General features: G+C 67.2%; 22 protein-coding genes and 1 pseudogene. 13 read left to right on the top strand and 10 right to left on the bottom strand.

Translation table 11 applies throughout. The annotated features are described in order from the left end of the window. Window positions 1-2: 2 nt before the first annotated feature. The 8 genes from BST11_RS05350 to BST11_RS05315 are packed head-to-tail and all read left to right on the top strand — an operon-like array spanning window position 3 to window position 7,800. Window positions 3-1,049 carry an MlaD family protein gene (locus tag BST11_RS05350; protein WP_083136928.1) on the top strand — a complete coding sequence of 349 codons (1,047 nt, stop codon included), beginning with the start codon at window positions 3-5 and terminating at the stop codon, window positions 1,047-1,049. Next, entirely contained in the window at window positions 1,046-2,056 is a 1,011-nt protein-coding gene (locus BST11_RS05345) for an MCE family protein (RefSeq protein WP_083136927.1), read from the top strand. Before BST11_RS05350 ends, BST11_RS05345 begins: the two co-directional genes overlap by 4 nt. After that, entirely contained in the window at window positions 2,056-3,084 is a 1,029-nt protein-coding gene (locus BST11_RS05340; protein ID WP_083137030.1) for an MlaD family protein, read from the top strand. The genes BST11_RS05345 and BST11_RS05340 overlap by 1 nt, the downstream gene beginning before the upstream one ends. 10 nt (window positions 3,085-3,094) lie before the next feature. Further along, window positions 3,095-4,246, top strand: coding sequence for an MlaD family protein (locus BST11_RS05335; RefSeq protein WP_083137029.1), 1,152 nt, complete (start codon window positions 3,095-3,097; stop codon window positions 4,244-4,246). Beyond that, on the top strand, window positions 4,243-5,289 hold the full coding sequence (locus tag BST11_RS05330; RefSeq protein ID WP_083136926.1) for an MlaD family protein: 1,047 nt from the start codon (window positions 4,243-4,245) through the stop codon (window positions 5,287-5,289). The genes BST11_RS05335 and BST11_RS05330 overlap by 4 nt, the downstream gene beginning before the upstream one ends. Next, window positions 5,286-6,251, top strand: coding sequence for an MlaD family protein (locus tag BST11_RS05325; RefSeq protein WP_083136925.1), 966 nt, complete (start codon window positions 5,286-5,288; stop codon window positions 6,249-6,251). The genes BST11_RS05330 and BST11_RS05325 overlap by 4 nt, the downstream gene beginning before the upstream one ends. A 17-nt stretch (window positions 6,252-6,268) precedes the next feature. Next, on the top strand, window positions 6,269-7,006 hold the full coding sequence (locus BST11_RS05320) for a hypothetical protein (protein ID WP_083136924.1): 738 nt from the start codon (window positions 6,269-6,271) through the stop codon (window positions 7,004-7,006). 8 nt (window positions 7,007-7,014) lie between these two features. Next, the gene (locus BST11_RS05315; protein ID WP_142276197.1) at window positions 7,015-7,800 is read left to right on the top strand and encodes a hypothetical protein; all 786 of its coding nucleotides are present in this window, start codon (window positions 7,015-7,017) and stop codon (window positions 7,798-7,800) included. Between the two features lie 10 nt (window positions 7,801-7,810). Here the strand turns inward: BST11_RS05315 and BST11_RS05310 are convergent, their stop codons facing one another. Next, entirely contained in the window at window positions 7,811-8,188 is a 378-nt protein-coding gene (locus BST11_RS05310; RefSeq protein ID WP_083136923.1) for a hypothetical protein, read from the bottom strand. A gap of 122 nt (window positions 8,189-8,310) precedes the next feature. Between BST11_RS05310 and BST11_RS05305 the strand changes: the two genes are divergently transcribed. Then, entirely contained in the window at window positions 8,311-9,846 is a 1,536-nt protein-coding gene (locus BST11_RS05305) for an adenylate/guanylate cyclase domain-containing protein (protein WP_083136922.1), read from the top strand. On the opposite strand, the gene BST11_RS05300 is transcribed toward BST11_RS05305, so the two are convergent. The 3 genes from BST11_RS05300 to BST11_RS05290 form a co-directional block, all read right to left on the bottom strand. Further along, window positions 9,821-10,513 (bottom strand): N-acetylmuramoyl-L-alanine amidase, encoded by a 693-nt coding sequence (locus BST11_RS05300; protein ID WP_244897537.1) that lies wholly within the window; start codon window positions 10,511-10,513, stop codon window positions 9,821-9,823. The genes BST11_RS05305 and BST11_RS05300 overlap by 26 nt on opposite strands. 4 nt (window positions 10,514-10,517) lie before the next feature. Continuing rightward, on the bottom strand, window positions 10,518-11,039 hold the full coding sequence (locus BST11_RS05295) for a DUF732 domain-containing protein (RefSeq protein WP_083136921.1): 522 nt from the start codon (window positions 11,037-11,039) through the stop codon (window positions 10,518-10,520). 240 nt (window positions 11,040-11,279) lie between these two features. Next, entirely contained in the window at window positions 11,280-11,867 is a 588-nt protein-coding gene (locus tag BST11_RS05290; protein WP_158086766.1) for a DUF732 domain-containing protein, read from the bottom strand. Between the two features lie 120 nt (window positions 11,868-11,987). Between BST11_RS05290 and BST11_RS05285 the strand changes: the two genes are divergently transcribed. Further along, window positions 11,988-12,251, top strand: coding sequence for a hypothetical protein (locus BST11_RS05285; RefSeq protein ID WP_083136919.1), 264 nt, complete (start codon window positions 11,988-11,990; stop codon window positions 12,249-12,251). Between the two features lie 7 nt (window positions 12,252-12,258). Here the strand turns inward: BST11_RS05285 and BST11_RS05280 are convergent, their stop codons facing one another. Together BST11_RS05280 and BST11_RS05275 are read right to left on the bottom strand one after the other, a co-directional pair. Further along, on the bottom strand, window positions 12,259-12,924 hold the full coding sequence (locus BST11_RS05280) for a TetR/AcrR family transcriptional regulator (protein WP_083136918.1): 666 nt from the start codon (window positions 12,922-12,924) through the stop codon (window positions 12,259-12,261). Between the two features lie 100 nt (window positions 12,925-13,024). Continuing rightward, window positions 13,025-13,729, bottom strand: a complete 705-nt coding sequence (locus BST11_RS05275; protein WP_083136917.1) for a TetR/AcrR family transcriptional regulator — start codon at window positions 13,727-13,729, stop codon at window positions 13,025-13,027. A gap of 407 nt (window positions 13,730-14,136) precedes the next feature. On the opposite strand from BST11_RS05275, the gene BST11_RS05270 reads away from it, so the two are divergent. Then, window positions 14,137-14,535, top strand: a complete 399-nt coding sequence (locus BST11_RS05270; protein WP_083136916.1) for a DUF4267 domain-containing protein — start codon at window positions 14,137-14,139, stop codon at window positions 14,533-14,535. Continuing rightward, complete coding sequence (locus BST11_RS05265) at window positions 14,517-15,344, top strand: LLM class F420-dependent oxidoreductase (protein ID WP_083136915.1); 828 nt, start codon at window positions 14,517-14,519, stop codon at window positions 15,342-15,344. The genes BST11_RS05270 and BST11_RS05265 overlap by 19 nt, the downstream gene beginning before the upstream one ends. A 2-nt stretch (window positions 15,345-15,346) precedes the next feature. On the opposite strand, the gene BST11_RS29210 is transcribed toward BST11_RS05265, so the two are convergent. The 4 genes and pseudogenes from BST11_RS29210 to BST11_RS05250 form a co-directional block, all read right to left on the bottom strand. Further along, complete coding sequence (locus BST11_RS29210) at window positions 15,347-16,141, bottom strand: protein adenylyltransferase SelO family protein (protein ID WP_425320596.1); 795 nt, start codon at window positions 16,139-16,141, stop codon at window positions 15,347-15,349. A 133-nt stretch (window positions 16,142-16,274) separates the two neighbouring features. After that, window positions 16,275-16,796: pseudogene (locus BST11_RS29205) on the bottom strand (protein adenylyltransferase SelO family protein); the annotation flags it as partial. A gap of 26 nt (window positions 16,797-16,822) precedes the next feature. After that, the gene (locus tag BST11_RS05255) at window positions 16,823-17,389 is read right to left on the bottom strand and encodes a hemerythrin domain-containing protein (protein WP_083136914.1); all 567 of its coding nucleotides are present in this window, start codon (window positions 17,387-17,389) and stop codon (window positions 16,823-16,825) included. 168 nt (window positions 17,390-17,557) lie between these two features. After that, a complete protein-coding gene (locus BST11_RS05250) occupies window positions 17,558-17,833 on the bottom strand; it encodes a WGxxGxxG family protein (RefSeq protein WP_083136913.1) in 276 nt (91 codons plus the stop codon). A gap of 260 nt (window positions 17,834-18,093) precedes the next feature. Between BST11_RS05250 and BST11_RS05245 the strand changes: the two genes are divergently transcribed. Then, window positions 18,094-18,645 carry a hypothetical protein gene (locus BST11_RS05245; protein WP_083136912.1) on the top strand — a complete coding sequence of 184 codons (552 nt, stop codon included), beginning with the start codon at window positions 18,094-18,096 and terminating at the stop codon, window positions 18,643-18,645. Window positions 18,646-18,692: the final 47 nt, after the last annotated feature.

The following is an 18,692-nucleotide window of genomic DNA, read 5'->3' as shown; positions in this document are numbered from 1 at the left end:
GCATGCCGACATTTCCGGACCAAGGAGCGCGAGCGCCCAGCTCCCGCGCGTTGCGGATCCGCGGCCTGATCGGCGCGGTCGTGCTGGGGATCGCGGGCATCGCGCTGTATCAGCTGGGCACCGGCGGCTACTCCGACACGTTCAAGCTCACCGTGGTGACCGACACGCTCGGTGAGGGTCTGACGCCGGGCGCGGAGGTGAAGTTCCGCGGTCTGACGATCGGGTCGGTCAAGGCGCTGCAATCGGTCGGATACAACAAGCAGAAGATGACGGTGGAGCTCGAGCCGGGCCAAGCGAAGGCCCTGGCCGCCGACACCACGGCAAGGTTCATGTCCTCCAACGCCTTTGGCCTCGCGGCGGTCGAGCTCGTCAGCAGCGGCAATGGCCCACGCTTGAAACCCAACCAGACGCTGCTGATCGGGACCAACACGCACTCGACGTCGATCACCGGACTGCTGCGCCAGGGCCAAAAACTCGGCAAGCTCATCGATTCGCCCGACGTCGACCACATCTTCGAGATCGTGCGCAGGCACGCCGACCTGACCGAGCCGGTGACGCGGTCCTACTTCGATCTGGTCAAGATGCTCGTCGATTCCCAGAAGGTGCCCTTCTCACAATCGCTTTCGGTGCTTGCGTCGGTGGTCAACGGCGTCGACGACTCCATCCCGCTCATCGGCTTGGCGTACGACCTCCTCAACGGGATGGCCTTTTTGGCGCAGCCCGACGGGGTCGCGCGCATGAACCTGATCATGGACCAGACCGCAAAGCTGTTGTTCAACATGGACCGCACGTTCGCGAAGAACGTCTCGTGGCTCGTCCCGACCTTCGCCTCGCTGGCCGACGTGCTGCTGCCGCTCACCTACATGATGGGCAGCCAGGCGCCCGTCTATGACCGGCTGTCGGGCCTGCTGGACCGCACCAGTGCGGCGTTCCCCATCGTCAACGGCAAGGTCCGCATGCAGATCGAGGTCGTGATGGACACGATGCCGGGGCTACCGGCGGCCCTGCCGTCCGCGCCCGGACCCGCACCGCAGGGGGGCGGCCGATGAGAAGTGTCACCAAATCGGTTGTGTGGCTGACCATCTTCACCGCCGTGGCGGTGGTGTGTGCCCTCATCGTGCTGACCGCCTTGCGTTCCCCGGTCACCGGGGCGGTCTCGCGCTACACCGCGGCGTTTTCGGACGTGTCGGGTCTCTACGTCGGCGACGACGTCCGCATCTCCGGGGTCCAGGTCGGCAAGGTGCAGACCATCCGGCTCGACGGGCGGATCGCCAAGGTGGACTTCACCGCGCAGGACGACCACCCGGTGTTCGCCAACACCGTCGCCGCGGTGCGATACCAAACCCTGCTCGGTCAGCGCTATCTGGAACTGGTTCAGCCGGCCAAGCCGGACCGGCGGCTGCTCGCCGGGGGCACCATCCCGCTGGGGCAGACGATTCCGTCGTTCGACGTGGCCAAGCTGTTCAACGGGTTTCGACCGATTTTCCAAGCCCTCGACCCCGCCCAGTTCAACTTATTGGGTGAGAACCTGCTGCGGTTGATCCAGGGCGACGAAGCCGGCGTCGGTCCGTTCCTGCACGACCTCGACGTCATTTCCAAGTTGGCCGTCGACCGCAAGACGGTCATCACCGCGATAATCCGCAATCTCAATGCCATCTCGAAGGATCTGGGCGGCAAATCGGAGCAACTGTTCCACCTGATCGCCACACTCAACGACGTGGTGCGGGGGTTCGCTTCCAAGGGTGCGGAGTTCCGTGACGCGATGGAGAGCTCGCTTCCCGTCCTGCGAAACAGCGCCCATATGCTGGCCTACTTCGAGCGCATCTTCGACGGGACGAAGGTTCCCCTCTACGACCTGTTCAGCCGGATGTGGCCGCAGACCGCGACGATCATCTCGGGCCTGTCGCTCATGCCGTCGTTGATCCAGGGGCTGCGGGACTCGCTGGTCGACGACAAGGCCGCCACGCCAACGTTTTCCTGCTCACACGGCGAGGTCACCCTGCCTGGCATCGGGCAGGTGTCGTTCGCCCAACAGAACCTGGTGGTGTGCCGGTGATGGGGTTGCGCGACCGGCTCGCTTCGCTGGGCAAGCGACGCGCCGTACTCGACGAGCACGCCGCCGCCATCCGCAGCCGCCGCCAGGGCATCCTCGGGGTCGTCGTCATCGCCGCGGCATTGGCGGGCACCGCGATGGCGTACCTGAACCCGTCCGGACAGACCGGATACACCGCCCACCTGTCCAACTCGGGCGGTGTGCGCGCCGGAGACCAGGTTCGCGTCGCCGGCATCCCGGTCGGAAAGGTCACCGGCGTCCGGCTCGCCGGGGGAGTCGTCGAGTTGCAATTCGACGTCGAGCAGTCGGTGAAGGTCGGTTCGGAATCCACACTGGACGTCAAGCTGCTTACCCCCCTGGGCGGCCACTACGTGGCGCTCGATCCGAAGGGCGCGCTACCGTTGGGCCGCAACGTGATTCCGCCGCAGCGCGTCACGTTGCCGTTCGAGGTCAACGACATCATCCAGGCGGCAACCCCACTGATCAAAGAAGTCGACGGCCAGGTCATCCACGACACCTTCACCGAGGTCGCCAACGCGGCCAACAAGTACCCCAACGCCGTGCGTGACCTGCTGCGGTCGGCCAACGCGTTGACCACGTCGCTGAGCGAGTCAACGGAGGATTTCCACCGCACCCTGGACTTCACCAACAACGGCCTGCGGGCCATGGTCGCCGGGCGCAAGCAGCTCATCACGCTGTTCGAACAGCTCGACATCCTCAGCAGGACCTACACCGCGAAATCGGTCGACATCGTCGAGTTCTTCAGCCTGCTCGGCGAATTGTCTCGGATTCTGGACCGCATCGCCGTGTTCTATGCGCGGGAGGTCGCGCCGGTAGGCAACGGCATCGACGACATCACCGACACGCTGACCGCCCACCCCGACCGCATCGGAGAGGCGCTCGAGGGCCTGGGGCAGGCCCTCAACATCGTGGTGCCGATGCTCAGCGGGAACGGGGTGCTCGTCGACCAACACAACCGCCTCGTCCCCGGGCAGGACCTGTGCCTGCCCAACCTCATGAGGCACTGCTGAGGTGACCAGGATGTCGGCTCTCGGCTCGAGACTGCGTTCCCCACTCGGGATCGCGACGGCGGTGGCCGTCGTCGCCGCCCTCACCGTGGCGGTGGTCGTCGGCGCAAAGGTGATGACGCCCGACAAAACCCGGGCGATGTGCGCCGAACTGGCCGACGCGGTGGGGCTTTACCCGGGCAACAAGGTGGCGCTGCTGGGCATCGAGGTCGGCTCGACGACCGCGATCGTCAACAAGCCCGCCTACGTCGAGGTCGACTTCACCGTGCCCGCCGACCTCGACCTGCCGGCCGACGTCGGCGCGGTCACCTACTCGCAGTCGATCGTCACCGACCGACACATCGAACTGACCAAGCCCTACACCGGAGGCCCGAAGTTCACCGGGCCGGGCTGCATCAAGCTCAAGTCCACCAAGACCCCGATCAGCGTCAGCGAAACCTTCGCTGCTGTAGGCAAACTCGCCGATGCCATCCTGGGTCCCCAGCAGCAAGGCCAAGACCCGTCGAAGGCGCCGGGCGTGCAGGCGATCAACGACAGCCTGGGCGCGGCCAGCCGATCGATGGACGGCACCGGTGCCGGCCTCAACCAGACGCTGCGCAACCTGGTAACCATGCTGTCGGACCCCTACAAGGCCGACGCCGACTACCGGGCGCTCTTCGAAAACGGTGAGATCCTCAGCTCGGAGTTCCTCAAGAACTGGGACAGCTTCGCCTCCGTCATCCAAACACTCCCCGCCACAACCCAATTGGTCGAGGGCCTGTCGGACAACTTCGCGGCCGCGCTGAGCCACATGTCGCACCTGCTGCCGATCCTGGTCGAGATGATGAACCGGTTCGGGCCGCGGGTCTACCAGAAGATCGAAAAGCTGGTCTCCTGGGTGCAGCGCGTGCTGAACGCCCACACCCCGGCGATCCTCGCCACCATCAACTCGTGGCCGCAATTCAGCCACTGGCTGTCCGACATCTACGAGCCCGCCTGGGGCACCCACAACGTCACCTATCTTCCTCCGCAGGTGGCCATCTCGCCGTCGCAGGCCGGTGCCATCTGCGAGGGCCTGCAGCGACGCAACATCCCCGGTGCCGCGGCGGCGTGCGCGTCGGGCACCGCGTCGGATCCGGTCACCCTCGGCCTGACCGACCTCATCCTGGGGGCCGCGCTGTCATGACCCGACGATCGATGCGCGCCGCCCGGCTCGTGCTGGCCACCGCGGCCATCATCCTGACGGCGGCGTGCTCGCTGGACCCGACCCGGCTGCCGGTCCCGGGCGCCTACACCCCCCACCACCCCTACCGGGTCAAGATCGAGTTCTCCAGCGTGCTCAACCTGCCCGCGCGGGCCAAGGTGGACTCCGGTGGGGTGCAGATCGGCGTGCTCGACCACGTACAGCTCGACGGCAACACGGCGGTCGCCCACGTCGACATGGCCGGTGACAGCAGGCTTCCTAGCAATACCCGCGCCGAACTGCGCCAGGCGACCCCGCTCGGCGACGTGTACATCGCGCTGCTACCGCCGGACAGCGCGTCAACGGCGGTATTGCACGACGGCGACACCATCCCGCTGCGCAACACGGCGCCGGCCGCCAACGTCGAAGACGTCTTGAGGTCGGTGTCGAACCTGGTGGCCGGCGGAACGATCGGCACGCTGCAGGACACCGTCGTCAACTTCAACAAGGCGTTCCCGAAAGAACCGGCCGAGTTGACCCGGATCCAGCAGACCGTCGGCGGCGTACTCAATGACCTGGCCGCCAACCAGGACACGCTCAACGGCATGCTCTACAGCCTGGAGAACATCAGCGCCAATCTGGCCGCCAACACCGAGGTATTCAACCGGCTGGTCACGGAGGGGCCGCCGAAGCTCGAAGGCCTGTCCGCGGTCACCCTGGCCATCTTGCACGTCGTCTCGGACTCGAAAGACATCGGCGACCTCAGCGCACAGATCGTCAACCCCGTGAACGGCGACTTGATGCAGATCCTCTCCTACACGACGCCATGGATCAACACGGTGGCAACCGCTGACACCACCGTTCCCGTGCTCGCCGACAAGCTGATCGCCTTCCTGCATTACAAGCTTCTCGGGTGGTTCCGCAACGGCGGTCCGAAATACATTGTCTCCGAACTTCATCCACCTACGGGCCACGAGGGCGTTGATCCCGCCGACAAGACCGATGCGGCAATCTCCGCGATGCGGACGATGGGGCTGCTGCCATGAAATTCAATGCCCGCATCACATTGGCCATCCTGGCGGCGCTGACGGTGCTCGGCGCGGTCTACATGTCGGTCGGCGTGCTCGACTTGGGCCCGACCAAGCAAGTCACCCGGCTCACCATCTTGCTCAACACTTCCGGCGGCCTGCTGCCCACATCGGAGGTGACGATGCGCGGCGTCAAGGTCGGCCGCGTCACCGCCATCCGGACCACCACGACGGGGCTGGCGGTCTCGATCGACCTCGACCGGGCGCACCCGGTCCCCGCCAACAGCACGATCAGCGTGGAAAACCTCTCCGCGGCCGGTGAACAGTACATCGACTTCAAGCCGAAACTGATTGCGCCGCCGTATTTTGCCGACGGATCGGTGATCCCGCCGGAGCGCGTCGAGCCGATGGTGACCGGCAGCGACCTGCTCGCCAAGGGCAATGCCCTGATCTCGGCGCTCAACCCCGATCACGCACGCACGGTCATCGGCAACATCGCCGCGGCCTTCGCCGACAACGACGGCACCCTCGATTCCCTGGCCACCACCGCCGGGCTGACCGCCAAGGTCATTCACGACGACAGGCAATTGATGGCCACCCTGTTCGGCAACGTCGAGAACTTCACCACCAACCTGGGCGAGCTCCACGCCGGCGAGGTGATCAGCGAGACCGGCAGGCTGCTACCGCGTTCGGTGCCGGCGTTTTTGCGGCTGATCCACGAGATCGAAACCCTCTCGCACAGCGGGATCGGCGTGGTGGGGCCCGACGATCCGGCCGGCGTGCTGGTGACCAAGCTCGGCGAATATCTCGACATGCTGGCCGGCCCGATGAGCACCTTCGCCCCGGTCCTGCAGCCCGCGGTCGCACCGTTGCACGACGTCAAAATCGACGCCGGGCACTGGCTCGATTTCTGGGAATCGACCTTCAACGACACCGGCGGCGTGCGCGTGCAGCTCAACGTCCCCGAATGGCACCAATGAGTGAGGAAAGAACGGATATGGCCAACTCGACGACCGAAGACGACACCAAAGACGACAAGGTGGACGACAAGGTGGACGCCGCCGAGCGCGAGACCGCAGCCCGCGACGAAACCGAAGCCGCCGATGAGGCCGCCGAGGATGAAGCCCAGCCCAAGCGGCTGGCCAAGCGGCGCCTCCGGCCGAAGCGGCCCTGGCGATGGGTCGCCGTCGCCCTCGCGGCAGCGGCGCTCGGCGGCGGGGCGTTCGGGTTCGTCAAATATCGTCAGGTGTCAGGTCAGCTCGCGCAGCTGCGCCAAGAACGCGCCGACAGCGCCGCGGCGGCGCAGCTGGCCAAGGACTATGCGCTGAAGTCACTGACCTACAGCTTCGAAGACCCGGACGCGTTCTTCCGATCCGTCGAAGACGGTGTGTGCCAACAACTTAAAGACAAGTACGTCAACGCCACCGACCTGCTCAGAGGGATCATGCTGCAGGCGCAGGTCAGCTCCACCGGCGAGGTGCTGGCCACCGATCCGACCGCTCAGCCCGGCGGGGCCTACCAGGTGGTGGTGTCGGCGCATCAGACCACGCGCAATCTGCAGAACCCGACGCCCAAGGTATCGATCATCCTGCTGCAGGTCACCGTCAACAAGGTCGGCAATGCCTGGCAGGTGTGCGATATCGGTCCCAAGACCGGCACCCACCCGCCCGTCGAGGACCAAATCCCGCGCCCCGAGCCGCCTCCCGCTCCCGCCAGGCCGGCCCCGAAGCGGTAGGCGCGGCCGTGTCCCGGCTCTCGGTGCTGGTCGCCGCCGTGACGGTGGCGACCGCGGGCGTCGTGGGCCCCGCCTGCCCGACCGGCGCGGCCGACACCACGCTGCCGCCGTGCCCGCAGGGCGCGGCTCTGATCAGCCCGAAAGCCACGTCGCCGCATACGGATTGCCAGGTGCGCTCCGGCGGCCTCGATTTCGCCGTCACCTACTGGAGCACTCCCGAGTTGTCCGGGCCGAGGGCGGCGAAGGTCACCGTGACCGATGCGTCGGGCGAGGTGGTGCAAACCATCGACGAGCTCTTGCAGCCCTCGAGCCCCGGGGGCGTCGGGCTGGCGGACATCGACGGCGACGGACGTGACGAGGTGGTCATCCCGATCGCCCGAAACCCGTTCAACGGCAGCCCAAACACGCTGTTCTCGGTGTGGCGAGCGCCGGGCGATCGCCTGCATTACGAACGCACGCAGATGGTCGGGCAGGCCGTCTATCCCAGCGGCGACGGTTATCTGGTGACCAACGGCGGCGGCCTGGACAGCCGCGACCTCACGTTCTACCTGCCGACCGGGGCCGGGTACACGCTCGTCGTGGTGTTGACCATCGAGGCCGAAGAGGTGGACCCGGATACCCACCGCGTGCTGACCGTCGTCTGCCGCGCCCACCAGGAAGACGGCCTGCACGCGGTCGACATGAACCTCCGCCAGGCGGAGGAGACCTTCTGCGCCTCACCGGCGGCGATGGCCATCTGGCCCGGCGCCCAGCGCATCGAAATCCGGCGCTGGCGCCCGGGGCAGCAGCGGTAGCCGAACGTCCCTAGGGCGCGCAGAAGTCGCGAGCCGCGGCCAGCAGCTGTTTCGCCTGCGCGAGATCGTCGGCGAGTTGTTCCGGGTTCGCCGGCCGGTAGGGGTCGCTGGCGTCGATCTGCGACGCCAGCATGCCCGACCGGATCCGCAGGTCGATCGCCGCCGGAACGGACACGCCGTGCAGCGGCGCCACGGCGTTGCGGATCTGGCCCGCTACGTAAGACGGCGTCCCCGTGGGGGATACCGCGTCGAGCCAGGGCTCCAGCCGATCGGCCGCCGGCAGGATGACGCCGCACTCCCAGTCGCCGACGGCCGCCGCCGGCGCGGTCGTCAGGCACATCGCGGCCGCGGCAACCGCGAGCGGCACACCCAGAATTCGTCGAGCCATCGGCCCTACCTTCCCACTTTCTCGCGCGAGAGTCCCCAAAATGCCAACAGTTACCGGCGCGTTGTGCCCAAACACGCGCGCTCGCGGGAGTGAGGCGGGTGGTCCGACGGTAATCTCCTGCCATGGACCGCATCTGGCAGTGGGCATGGGACCGGTTCGGCGCAAGGTACACCTGGGCGGGTGGTGTGGTCGCATTCCTCATCTCGCTGCCGATCTATCTCACCTTCGTATCGTTTCCGATCATTGCTTTCGAGAATTCTGATCGCTACGTCGACGCGGCGGCCGTCACCGTCGGGGCCGTGGTGGTGCTCGCATGCGTCATGGTTCTACCGGATCGCCGATGGGCACGACTTGCGGAGCGGTGGGCGGCGGGCGAGGAGGTCGATCGCGCGGCGGCGCTGGAGGGCACCTATATCTTTGTCCGCAGGGCGACTTCTCGCACGATGTGGGCCGCCGGTGTCTGGGCCGCCGCATTGGCGGTCGCCGTCGGTGCGATTGCCGGAGCCGGTTGGACACGGCTGGCGCAATACGGGGTTTTGGCTGCCGTCATCGCAGTGGCGGTCCAGCTGGTCGCGCTTCACAATTCCGTGGAGGCAGCGTGGTGGCCCGCCAGGGTCGCCCTCGCCGGTGACACGGGGATCGGCGATTGCATGCCCCGCTCTCGTCCGACCTTCGCCACAAGGTCCAACGTGTCGATGGTTGCCGTCGCGTTTGCGTACGCCCTCGGCGGCGCATTGCTTGCCGCCGTGTCGAATCGAGTCAGTGCCGCCCCGATCCTGTCCGTGGTGATCGGAGCTGCGTTGGCGGTCGTGTTCGCGGTGCCGGTCACCGTCGGTTTCGGATTCTCGCGATCTATGCAACCCATCCGCGATCTTGCCAAGGGCGCCGAACGCGTTGCGGCGGGGGACTTTAGCCGGCGCCTGCCGGTGGTCCAGGACGACGATCTCGGTGCGCTGTCGGCGTCGTTCAACCGCATGCAGGCGGGTTTGGCCGAGCGGCAACGGCTTCAAGGCGCGTTCGGCACCTACGTCGACCCGACGCTGGCGGCGCGGCTGCTCGAGCAGGGCGACGACGTCTTCACTGGCGAGCGTCGCGAGGTGACGGTGATGTTCGTCGACATCCGCGACTTCACCCCGTTCGCCGAGGCCAACAGCGCCGAGGACACCGTCGCCCGGCTCAACGCCCTGTTCGACATCGTCGTACCCGCCGTCGTCAACGCCGGCGGGCACGTCAACAAGTTCCTCGGCGACGGCGCGCTGGCCGTCTTCGGCGCCCCCAACGACGTTGCGGGACATGCCGACTCGGCGGTGTCCGCCGCGATGTTGATCCACCACCTCGTCACCGAACGGTTCGGCGGCGCGCTCCGGATCGGCATCGGGATCAACACCGGTGTGGTGATCGCCGGCACCATCGGCGGCGCAGGCAAGCTGGAGTTCACCCTGATCGGTGACGCCGTCAACGTCGCCGCCCGCGTCGAGCAGCTCACCAAGGCCACCGGCGACACGATCCTGCTCACCGAGTCGTGCGTCGACGCGCTGGCTTCTCGACCGCCCGGCCTCCTCGATCGGGGATCCCACGCGTTGAAGGGCAAGTCAGCCACCGTGCAGGTCTTCACTCTCGGTGCGGCGCAAGCTAATTACCCGCCTCGATGGCCGTGACGCGTGCGGCGGCGTCGGGCCCGCAGAAGCGCTGCACGTCGACGCCGCCGGCGGCCAGCAGAGCGTCGATGCGCCGCCTGAGGTCGCCCGAGGAGAGATGGGCGTACAGGTTCGCGCCCGGGCACGACGTCTGGGCGAAGTCCCGGTGCCCCGCCAGTGTGCCGCTGGAGATGCGAAAGGTCTGGGCGGCCCAGGCGAATGCGACCGCGGCTCCGCGCAGCTGGGCCTCCGGCACCGCCTCCTGATCGAAGTCACCTTCGCACAACACGAGGAAGTGTCCCGCGGTGTCGTAGTCCGTCGCGGTGTCGCCGGCGATCGCGGTGCTGCGCAGTTCGTAGAGGTTGCCGTTGCGGTCGACGCCCATGTGGTACGCGATGTCGATCCAGCCCAGCTGGTCCTGGTGGTAGTGCTGGTCCTGCCGCAAGCGGCCAGGGGCGTTGCGATTGTCGCCGAGGACGACGGCCTCGTGGTGCAGGGTCATCCGGGTGATGGTGTGGGGCTTCCCGCCGGGCCGGGCAGGTCGCGCGCCCCAGGCCTCGCGGCACAGCAACTGAGCCGACGCGGCGGGTGGGCTCGCCCCGGCCGTGCCCGAGCGCCCGCCGAGCACGGACGCCACGCCGACGCCGCCGGCCAGCCGGAGCAACTGACGGCGGTCGACGAAAGCCACCGCGTCACTTCGCGGCGCTGGGGCAGTAGGCGCCCACGGCGGCCTCCGCCAAATGCTCGGCGTCGTCGTGGCTCAACCGCTTCGGCCACCGATTGCCCGCGGCGATGTCCTGGGTCTGCGCGTCGAGGATGTTCGTCACGGTCAACTCCAGCGACTGCGGCCGCGGTGGCAACAGCAAAAAGCAGGTGTGGTGGCCCAACTCCATGAACCGCTGGCGGATGGCGGCCTTGCCGTTGTCCGTGATGCCGTAGCTGTCCAACGTGGCCAGGAATTGGGCGTCAGCCCCGTCCGCCGGGGCCAACGCCGCGGCTGACGGACTGATCGTCACCGTCTGCGGCCCCGGCGATGTCGCCGTCTTGTCTCGCGACAGGTAGACACCAACCGAGATGAGACCCCCCAGCGCGGCTACCGCCAGGGCCGTCGCGCCAACGATGACGGCGGCCGGTGTCTGCCTGGGCCGAACCGCCGGCCGTCGCGGGTGATCAGGCGCCGGTCCGGTCGGGACACCGCGGTCCTCGACAGTCATGCGCAGCCTCTCGCCCGGGTAACTCCTAGTCCAATCAATATCGCACCGTTTGCATTCCGGAGTTCGTCGACCCGTCCGAGTCGCTGTCGAAGTCTGTCACGCTTGCCGCGGTCCGTACAGGGTCCCCGCGGTGAGGCGCCGCATGCGATTCATGGCCGACTCGAATCCGTCTGACGATGGGCCGATCGTATCGCTGAGCTTTGCATAACGCCTACCTTTTTGGGCCGGGCCGTGCTGGTCCTACGGCCCGCCAACCAGGTTGGCGTTCTGCGGGCAGTACGCGCGCACGGAAATGGCCACATACGTATCGGCATCAAGCCCCGGATTGCTCGCACGAAATGACGCCACGATCTGGGGCACCGTCATCCCCTGACGGATGTCGTCGCACACCACCTTGCCGTTGTGGACAGCGGCCTCGGGATTGGCGAACGAGATGCCGTGGTCGTTCAGGTCCTGCACGTACTTGTTGTCCTGGTCGGGCGTGGAGGCGATGGACGACGGCGCGGCGGACGCCGATGGGCTCGGCGGCGCGGGAGCCGCGCTCCCCTTCGGTGGCGGCTGTGGGCCCTTGGGCGTCGGGCTCGCCAACCAGAAGACCAGAACGATCACCCCGGCCAGCGCGAGCCCGCCGAACAGCAGCGCCGCCGCTTTGCGCCACGTGGCGCTCCACGACTCGCGGCCGGCGGCCGGTTCGCTGCGGTCGCCGTCGTCGTAGTCGCGAGCGGACGTGCGATCGAGCGCATCGGAACCCGCGTCATTGGGGACGGCAACCGTCTCGGCGTGGTTGAGCGCGAACGTTTCGTCGCCAGCCGGGGACGGCTCGGCCATGACGGTCATGGTAGCCATCGGTGACGGATTTCGTCTGCCGGCGCGCGCCTTTGCTCCACCAGATGCTGATGTGAGAACCTCAGATGTCAAATTCCCTGCCGTGCTGGGGGACTGCGCGTTATGTCAGTTGCGATGAATGCCCTACGACGCGTGCTGCAGTACGAAGTCACCGTCGGAGCGCTGATCGAGGTGGCGCTGTGGCTCGCGATTCCCTACCTGGCCATCGGTTTCGGCTGGACCGTTTTGCACGCCGACGAGACGCGGCGAATCCAGGCGCGGCTGGAACGTGTGGTGCCGTCGGGCGCGGACGTCGCGGCCTTCGGCCTGGCCGCGGCGTTGTGGCCGGCCTCGATCCAAATAGCCGACGCGTGCCCGGCCCGGTGACCGGCGGTTAGCTGGCGGCCGTCTCGCGCCGGGTGACCTGTTCGATCGTTTGCGACGCGACGCCCAGCCCGCGCAGGCAGAACCGCAGCGCGCGATCGCGAACCACGGTGCGATCCCAACGGTGTGTGGCCCACTGCCGCTGGGTGCCGGCCCACACGACGCCGTGAATCGACTTGGCGGCGGTCGTCGGAACGATGTCCTCGAACACCCCGAGTTGCAGGCCGCGCTCGAGCTGTTCGACGAGCGGCTCGAGGATCGCGCTGTATGCGGGCGCGGTCATCTCGGGGGAGGAGAACGCCTTCGAATGAGCCTCCAGGGTCAGCCGGCGCCGACCATGGTCCCCGCCCTCACCGAAGGCGAGTTCGAGTCGCCCGTCGACCCAGGCGACGACGGCTTCCACCGGATCGGCGGCGCCCGCCATTCTCGCGCGGAGCCTTTGCGTTTCCAGGCGGGCCAACTCCAGGAAGACCGCCGCGACCAACTGATCCTTGGATTCGAAGTGCCGGTAGAACGCGCGCGTGCTCAGCTGGGCGCGCTCGAGCACCGCGGCGATGCTGAGGCCCCGCACCCCGTGGTCGTGCATGGAGCTGGATGCGGCGGTCAAAATGGCGCACCGCACATCGGGGTCCGGAGCGAGCTTGTTGCGCCGGGCTGGGACGGCCGGGTTGGACATGTGTGTCACAGGTGCGTAGGTACCCCCGTAGTCGGTTCTGGAAAACCTGCTTCTCCCCGTGAAAACTCGCGTTTTCACTGACGGCGCGCCGGCCGCGCGCCTACCCCACGGCTTCCTCGTCCGCCGTGACTTGTTCGATCGTCAGTGGGGCCACGCCCAGTCCGCGCAGGCAGAACCGCACCGCGCGGTCGCGGACTTGCTCGCGGTCCCAATGGTTGAGCGCCCACTGCCGTTGCGTGCAGGCCCATACCACGCCATGGATCGACTTGGCCGCGGTCGCGGGAATGATGTCCTTGAACACGCCGAGCTCCAGGCCGCGCTGAAGCTGCTCGATAAGCGGTTCGAGTATCGCGCTGTATGCGGGCGTCACCATGTCGGGTGCGGAGACCGCCCTCGATTGCGCCTCCAGCGACAGCTGGCGCAGCTCGGCCTTGATGTCCTCGTCGAAGGCGAGGTCGAGTCGCCCGTCGATCCAGGCGGCGACCGACTCGACCGGGCCGGTCGCGTGCGCCATTCTCGCCCTCAGCCGCGCCACCTCGGTGCGTGTCATCTCGAGGAAGACCGCTGCGACCAACTGGTCCTTCGAATCGAAATGCCGATAGAACGCGCGTGTGCTCAGCCGGGCGCGCTCGAGAACGGCGGCGACGCTGAGCCCTCGAACCCCCTGCTCGCGAACCGATTTCGACGCGGCGTCGACGATGGCGCGGCGCACGTTGGGGTCCGGGGCGAGCTTCTTTCGTCGTGGCGTGACCGGATGGCTGGCAAATTGTTGCCGACGCGCAAGCGGATCCCCCTGTGCCGTCATAGTTATGCAAAATAATCCGCGAACCGTTCGTACACATGCAATTTCGTAAAGCTCGGTCCGATCGAGTCGTCGTCACGCGCGCGGTCGGGCCTGCCTGATGTTGCCGGAAACTCCATTCAACGGATGCACAATAGTTACATTCAAGATCATCCGGCACGCACTTGTGCCTGGTCGCTTAGTTTTTCGGCGTCGCCTTTAGGTCGGTGGACGGCATCGCGGAAAATCCGTTGGCGCCAAAACGCGTTTGCGGTCGTTCAGCATCGAGCGGTCACGTCCCCTTCGCCGCGTGTCAGGAATCGCGTCATCGAAAGGCCATGATTCAGTGAACAATGGTCCGCTTCCATGGCGTACCTATGACGTTCGGTTTTTTCCTCGTGCGTCCGCACGATTAGTTCTAGGCTGCGGCCATGTCGATTGACCGTGCCGCGCTCCTCGCCGGGAGCATCCGACTCGCATCGGGCATCTCCTTCCTTGTTGACCCGCTCCGCGCGAACCGATGGTGGGGCGATGCCGAGGAGCCGACGCCGACCGCGCGACTGCTGCTGCATTCGATGGGCTATCGCGACGCGCTGATCGGCGGGCTGCTCGCGACCGCGGCGCTGCGCGGCACGGGCACCCGGGGGTGGTTCCTCGCCTCCGGCGGCGCCGACGCGGCGGACCTGCTCGGCGGCTTGCGTGTGCATCGGGAGTTGAAGCCGGCGCAGCGGTTCGTCGGCCTGGGCGGCGCGGTGGTCGGCATCGGCGTCGGGCTCTGGGGCGCGACCCGCCGGACCTCAAAGGAGCACCGGTGCGATTCGGCATCCTGACGTTCGTCACCGACCAGGGAATCGGCCCGGTCGAGTTGGGCCAGGCGCTCGAGCAGCGGGGGTTCACGTCGCTGTTTCTGGCCGAACATTCGCACATACCCGTCGACGCCAAGACCCCGTATCCGGGCGGTGGCCCGATTCCGCCGAAGTACTACCGCACGTTCGATCCGTTTGTCGCGTTGACGGCGGCGGCGGTCGCGACGGAGAAGCTGCTCATTGGCACCGGCATCGCATTGATTCCGCAGCGCGATCCGATCCTGACGGCCAAAGAGGTTGCGTCGCTTGACCTGATCTCGCGGGGGCGGTTTCGTTTCGGGGTGGGCGTCGGCTGGTTTCGCGAAGAGATTGCCAACCACGGTGTCGATCCCAAGGTGCGCGGGCGGGTGGTCGAAGAGCGGCTACGCGCGATGATCGAGATTTGGACCCGCGAGCAGGCCGAATTCCACGGGGAATTCGTGGATTTTGATCCGATCTACAGCTGGCCGAAGCCGGTGACGCGGCCGTATCCGCCGGTGTACCTGGGCGGCGGGCCGGCGAGTTTTCCGCGCATCGCCCGACTCAACACCGGCTGGATTTCGATGAGCCCGTCGCCGGACGCTCTGTCGGGCCAGCTCGAGCAACTGCGCGCGACCGCCGATCACGATGTGCCGGTGATCAACATCCACGCCGGCAAGCCGACGGCGAAAAGTGTCGAGGGTTACCTGCAGCAGGGTCTGGAGCAGGTCCTGGTCGAGATTCCCACGGAGCCGCGCGATCAGACGCTGCGGCACCTGGACGACCTGCAGGCCGAGTTCGCGAAACTAGCGTAATATCAAGTGCCGCAGAATGTTTGGTATCGGCCGAAATCCTCCGGCGCGGGACTCGGGTAGCGCTCCAGGCCCGGCCGCTCGTGGTATGGCGCGCAGACGGCTTCGAGCAGCCGTCCCAGCGGATCGAGGTCGCCGGCGCTCGCCGCGGCCAGGGCTTCCTCGATCAGGTGGTTGCGGGGGATGTAGATCGGATTGGTGCGGTCCATCGTTTCGGCGTCGGGACCCAGGGCCAGCCAGCGCGACGCCCAGGCGTCGAATCCCGCGAGGTTGACGAACAACCCGCGCGCGGGTTCGCGATCGCCCCGGGCCGCGTGGCCGAGGTGGCGGAAGAACGAGGTGTAGTCGACGTGGCTTTCCTGGAGCAGGCCGAGCAGTTCGTCGACCAAAGGCGTGACGACGGCGGCGTCGAGGTCGGCCGGCAGGCCCAGTTTGGCGCGCATGCCCGACGACCACACCGCGTCGTAGGTGGGTTGGAACACCCCGAACGATTCCTCGGCCAGCGCTACCGACTCTTCGATGTTGTTGGACAGCAACGGAAGAAGTGCTTCTGCGAAGCGGGCAAGGTTCCAACTCGCCACCATCGGCTGGCTACCGTAGGAGTAGCGACCCCAGAAATCGATCGAACTGAAGACCGTCTCGGGGTCGTACGCCTCCATGAAGGCGCAGGGCCCGTAGTCGATGGTTTCGCCGGAGATCGTCATGTTGTCGGTGTTCATCACCCCGTGGACGAACCCGATCAGCATCCACTGGGCGATCAGCGACGCCTGCGCGGCGACGACCGCTTCGAACAGCGCCACGTACGGCCGGTCGGACTGTGCGGCGCCCGGATGGTGACGCGCGATCGCATGGCAGCAGGCCGAGGTCGCCGGAGGCCGAAACGTATTGGAAGCTTCCCACCCGCAGGTGGCTGCCGGCGACGCGGGTGAGCACCGCGCCGGGGAGCACCGCCTCGCGCTCCACCGGCCGCCCGGTGGCCACCACGGCCAGCGACCGCGTCGTCGGGATCCCCAATGCGTGCATGGCTTCGCTGACGACGTACTCGCGCAGCATCGGTCCGACCGCGGCCAGGCCGTCGCCACCGCGCGCGAACGGGGTGGGGCCGGACCCCTTGAGGTGGATGTCGCGGAGGCGCCCTTCGGCGTCGACGAGTTCGCCGAGCAGCAAGGCGCGTCCGTCGCCCAATCGCGGGACGTAGCCGCCGAACTGGTGGCCGGAGTACGCCTGGGCAACCGGGGCGGCGCCGTCGGGAACGAGGTTGCCCACCAGGAAACGCAGCCCATCGGGACCGCGCAGCCAGTCGGCGTCGAGGCCGAGCTCCGCGGCCAGGGGTTCGTTGAGCGTGAGCAGCCGTGGGTCGGGCGCAGTCTCGGCCTGCCAGCGCACGCCGAGCTCGGGCAGTTCGTGCGCGAACCGGTCTTGTAACGCGACGGTCGTGTCCGGTGCAACGCTCATTTCACCGAGGGTACGGAAACCCAGGGCTAGCCGATGGCTTGCGCGATCAGGTCGCGCGCGCGGTCGAGCATCGACGCGAACGGCCCGACCGCGAAGTTGAGCTTCGCCGATTCCACGCCGGGATGCGGGCGGGTCGGCGCGATGGCCTCGGCGGCGCGCACCGCCGACCCCATCCGCTTGAGGTCGTCGGTGTCGACGTTGCGCTCCAGCACGGGGAATTCCTCGTCCTCCTCGTGCCGGGCGTGCTCCAGCACGGCGTCGCGCAGCTTGGTGATTTCGTCGATGAACTGCTGCGAGGTGATCTCGAGGTTCTCGATCCGGGACAGCATTTCCTTGGCCTCGTGCTCTTCCTTGAGCCGGGCGTCCACGAGCGCGTCACCGGCGTCGGCCTCCCGGCGCACCCGGGGGTGCACCACCATTTCCTCGGCCGTCTCGTGGACGGCCAGCAGCTGGCGCAACTCGACGAACGGCTTCTCTCGCGCTTGGGGATCCGACGCGTGCAGCACGTCGTCGAACATGTCCTCGATGAGGTTGTGCTGCGCTTTGAGAAACGCGACGACTTCCTCGGGTGATTGGACAATCATCTCGGCCATCGCCGATACCTCCGTGATAAGGGATTTGAGGGGCGCGGGCATCGGGCTGTGCACCGCTTGGCGAGAGATACCCGGCGAGCCGACGCGTAAACGAGGGCGCGCTGTCGTTGGACCCGAACGGCCCCCGCCAGACGCGTGCCGCGTCCGGCGGGGGCTTCGACCGAGCGGCTACGCGCCGGGCCGGCGGGTTGTCCCGACACCAGCTGCCGTGTCGGTGTCCTTGCGGCGCTTCAGCCCCACGAGTCCGCCCAAACCGAGGAGGCCGAGCAGCCCCCACAGTCCTGACTTGTCGCTTTGCTGTTCACCGTTGTTCGTGGTGTTGTCCGCCAAAGTCGTCGTGGTCGATGCAGGCGCCGTCGCGCTCTCGACGGTGGCATTGGCGATGCCGGCCCCGCCGAACAACAGCGCGCCGGCCGTAGAAACGACTGCGATGGTCTTGCGCATGATTACTCCTGAATGGGTCGAATCGATCGGGATGGAGTTGTTGACGCCGAAGAGCGGGGCCAGTTGGCTCTAGCCCCTCGGCAAGCGACGTGTCGCAAGCCACCGGCTACCCGGTGCCATCGCAATGAAACCGAATACGCTTGAGATGTTCGCCTGCCGCGGCGGACTACCCAGATTGCTGGGCAAACGTGGCGTTGGCCGCCCTTAAAGCGAGTAAAAGCATAGGTGCGGTACGTACTGCAAAGTGCGATCATTTGCTGATGAGCCCACAGGATCCCGAGGAGCGCATCGCGGAGCTCGAGCGCCAGCTCGCGCAGCAGAAGCGCATCGCGGACCTGGAACGCCAGCTGGCCGAAGCGAAATCGGCCGTTGCGCCGGGCCAACCCGTGGGCCCGACAATCCGCGTCGCCCCCGTGCAGAGGTACGGCGACCTTCCAGGGTCGCGGCGCAGGCTCGTCGGCGCCGATCGCGTCGGGGCGATCATCGGGATGCTGGGCGGGGCGATCGGCCTCTGCGTCGGCGGCGCCGCGGCGGTCACCGCGCTGATCCCGTCGACGGCGCTGTGGATGAGTGCCCTCGTGTGCCGCGGCGGGTACGACATGGCCTACAACACCTCGCACTACAGCTACAAGCCGGGGCAGTCGGGTACCACCGTGAGCTTCCAGTGTGTGAACGGCGATGACTTGTACGACGTCAACGACTTAGCGGTCTTTGCGCTGCAGTCGTTGCTCGCCGCGCTACTGCTGTGCGTCGCACTGGCCGTCGGCGGCTTGCTCTGGCGGAGGGGCAGGCCGCGCCAAGGCGGGGGTTAGCGACCACCTAGCGGCCGCCCGCTTCGCCCTGCCGCTACGGTTTAAGC

Origin of the sequence: Mycobacterium alsense, from assembly GCF_002086635.1 — a bacterium.
GTDB lineage: Bacteria > Actinomycetota > Actinomycetes > Mycobacteriales > Mycobacteriaceae > Mycobacterium > Mycobacterium alsense.
This window is presented reverse-complemented; position numbering and strand designations above follow the sequence as displayed.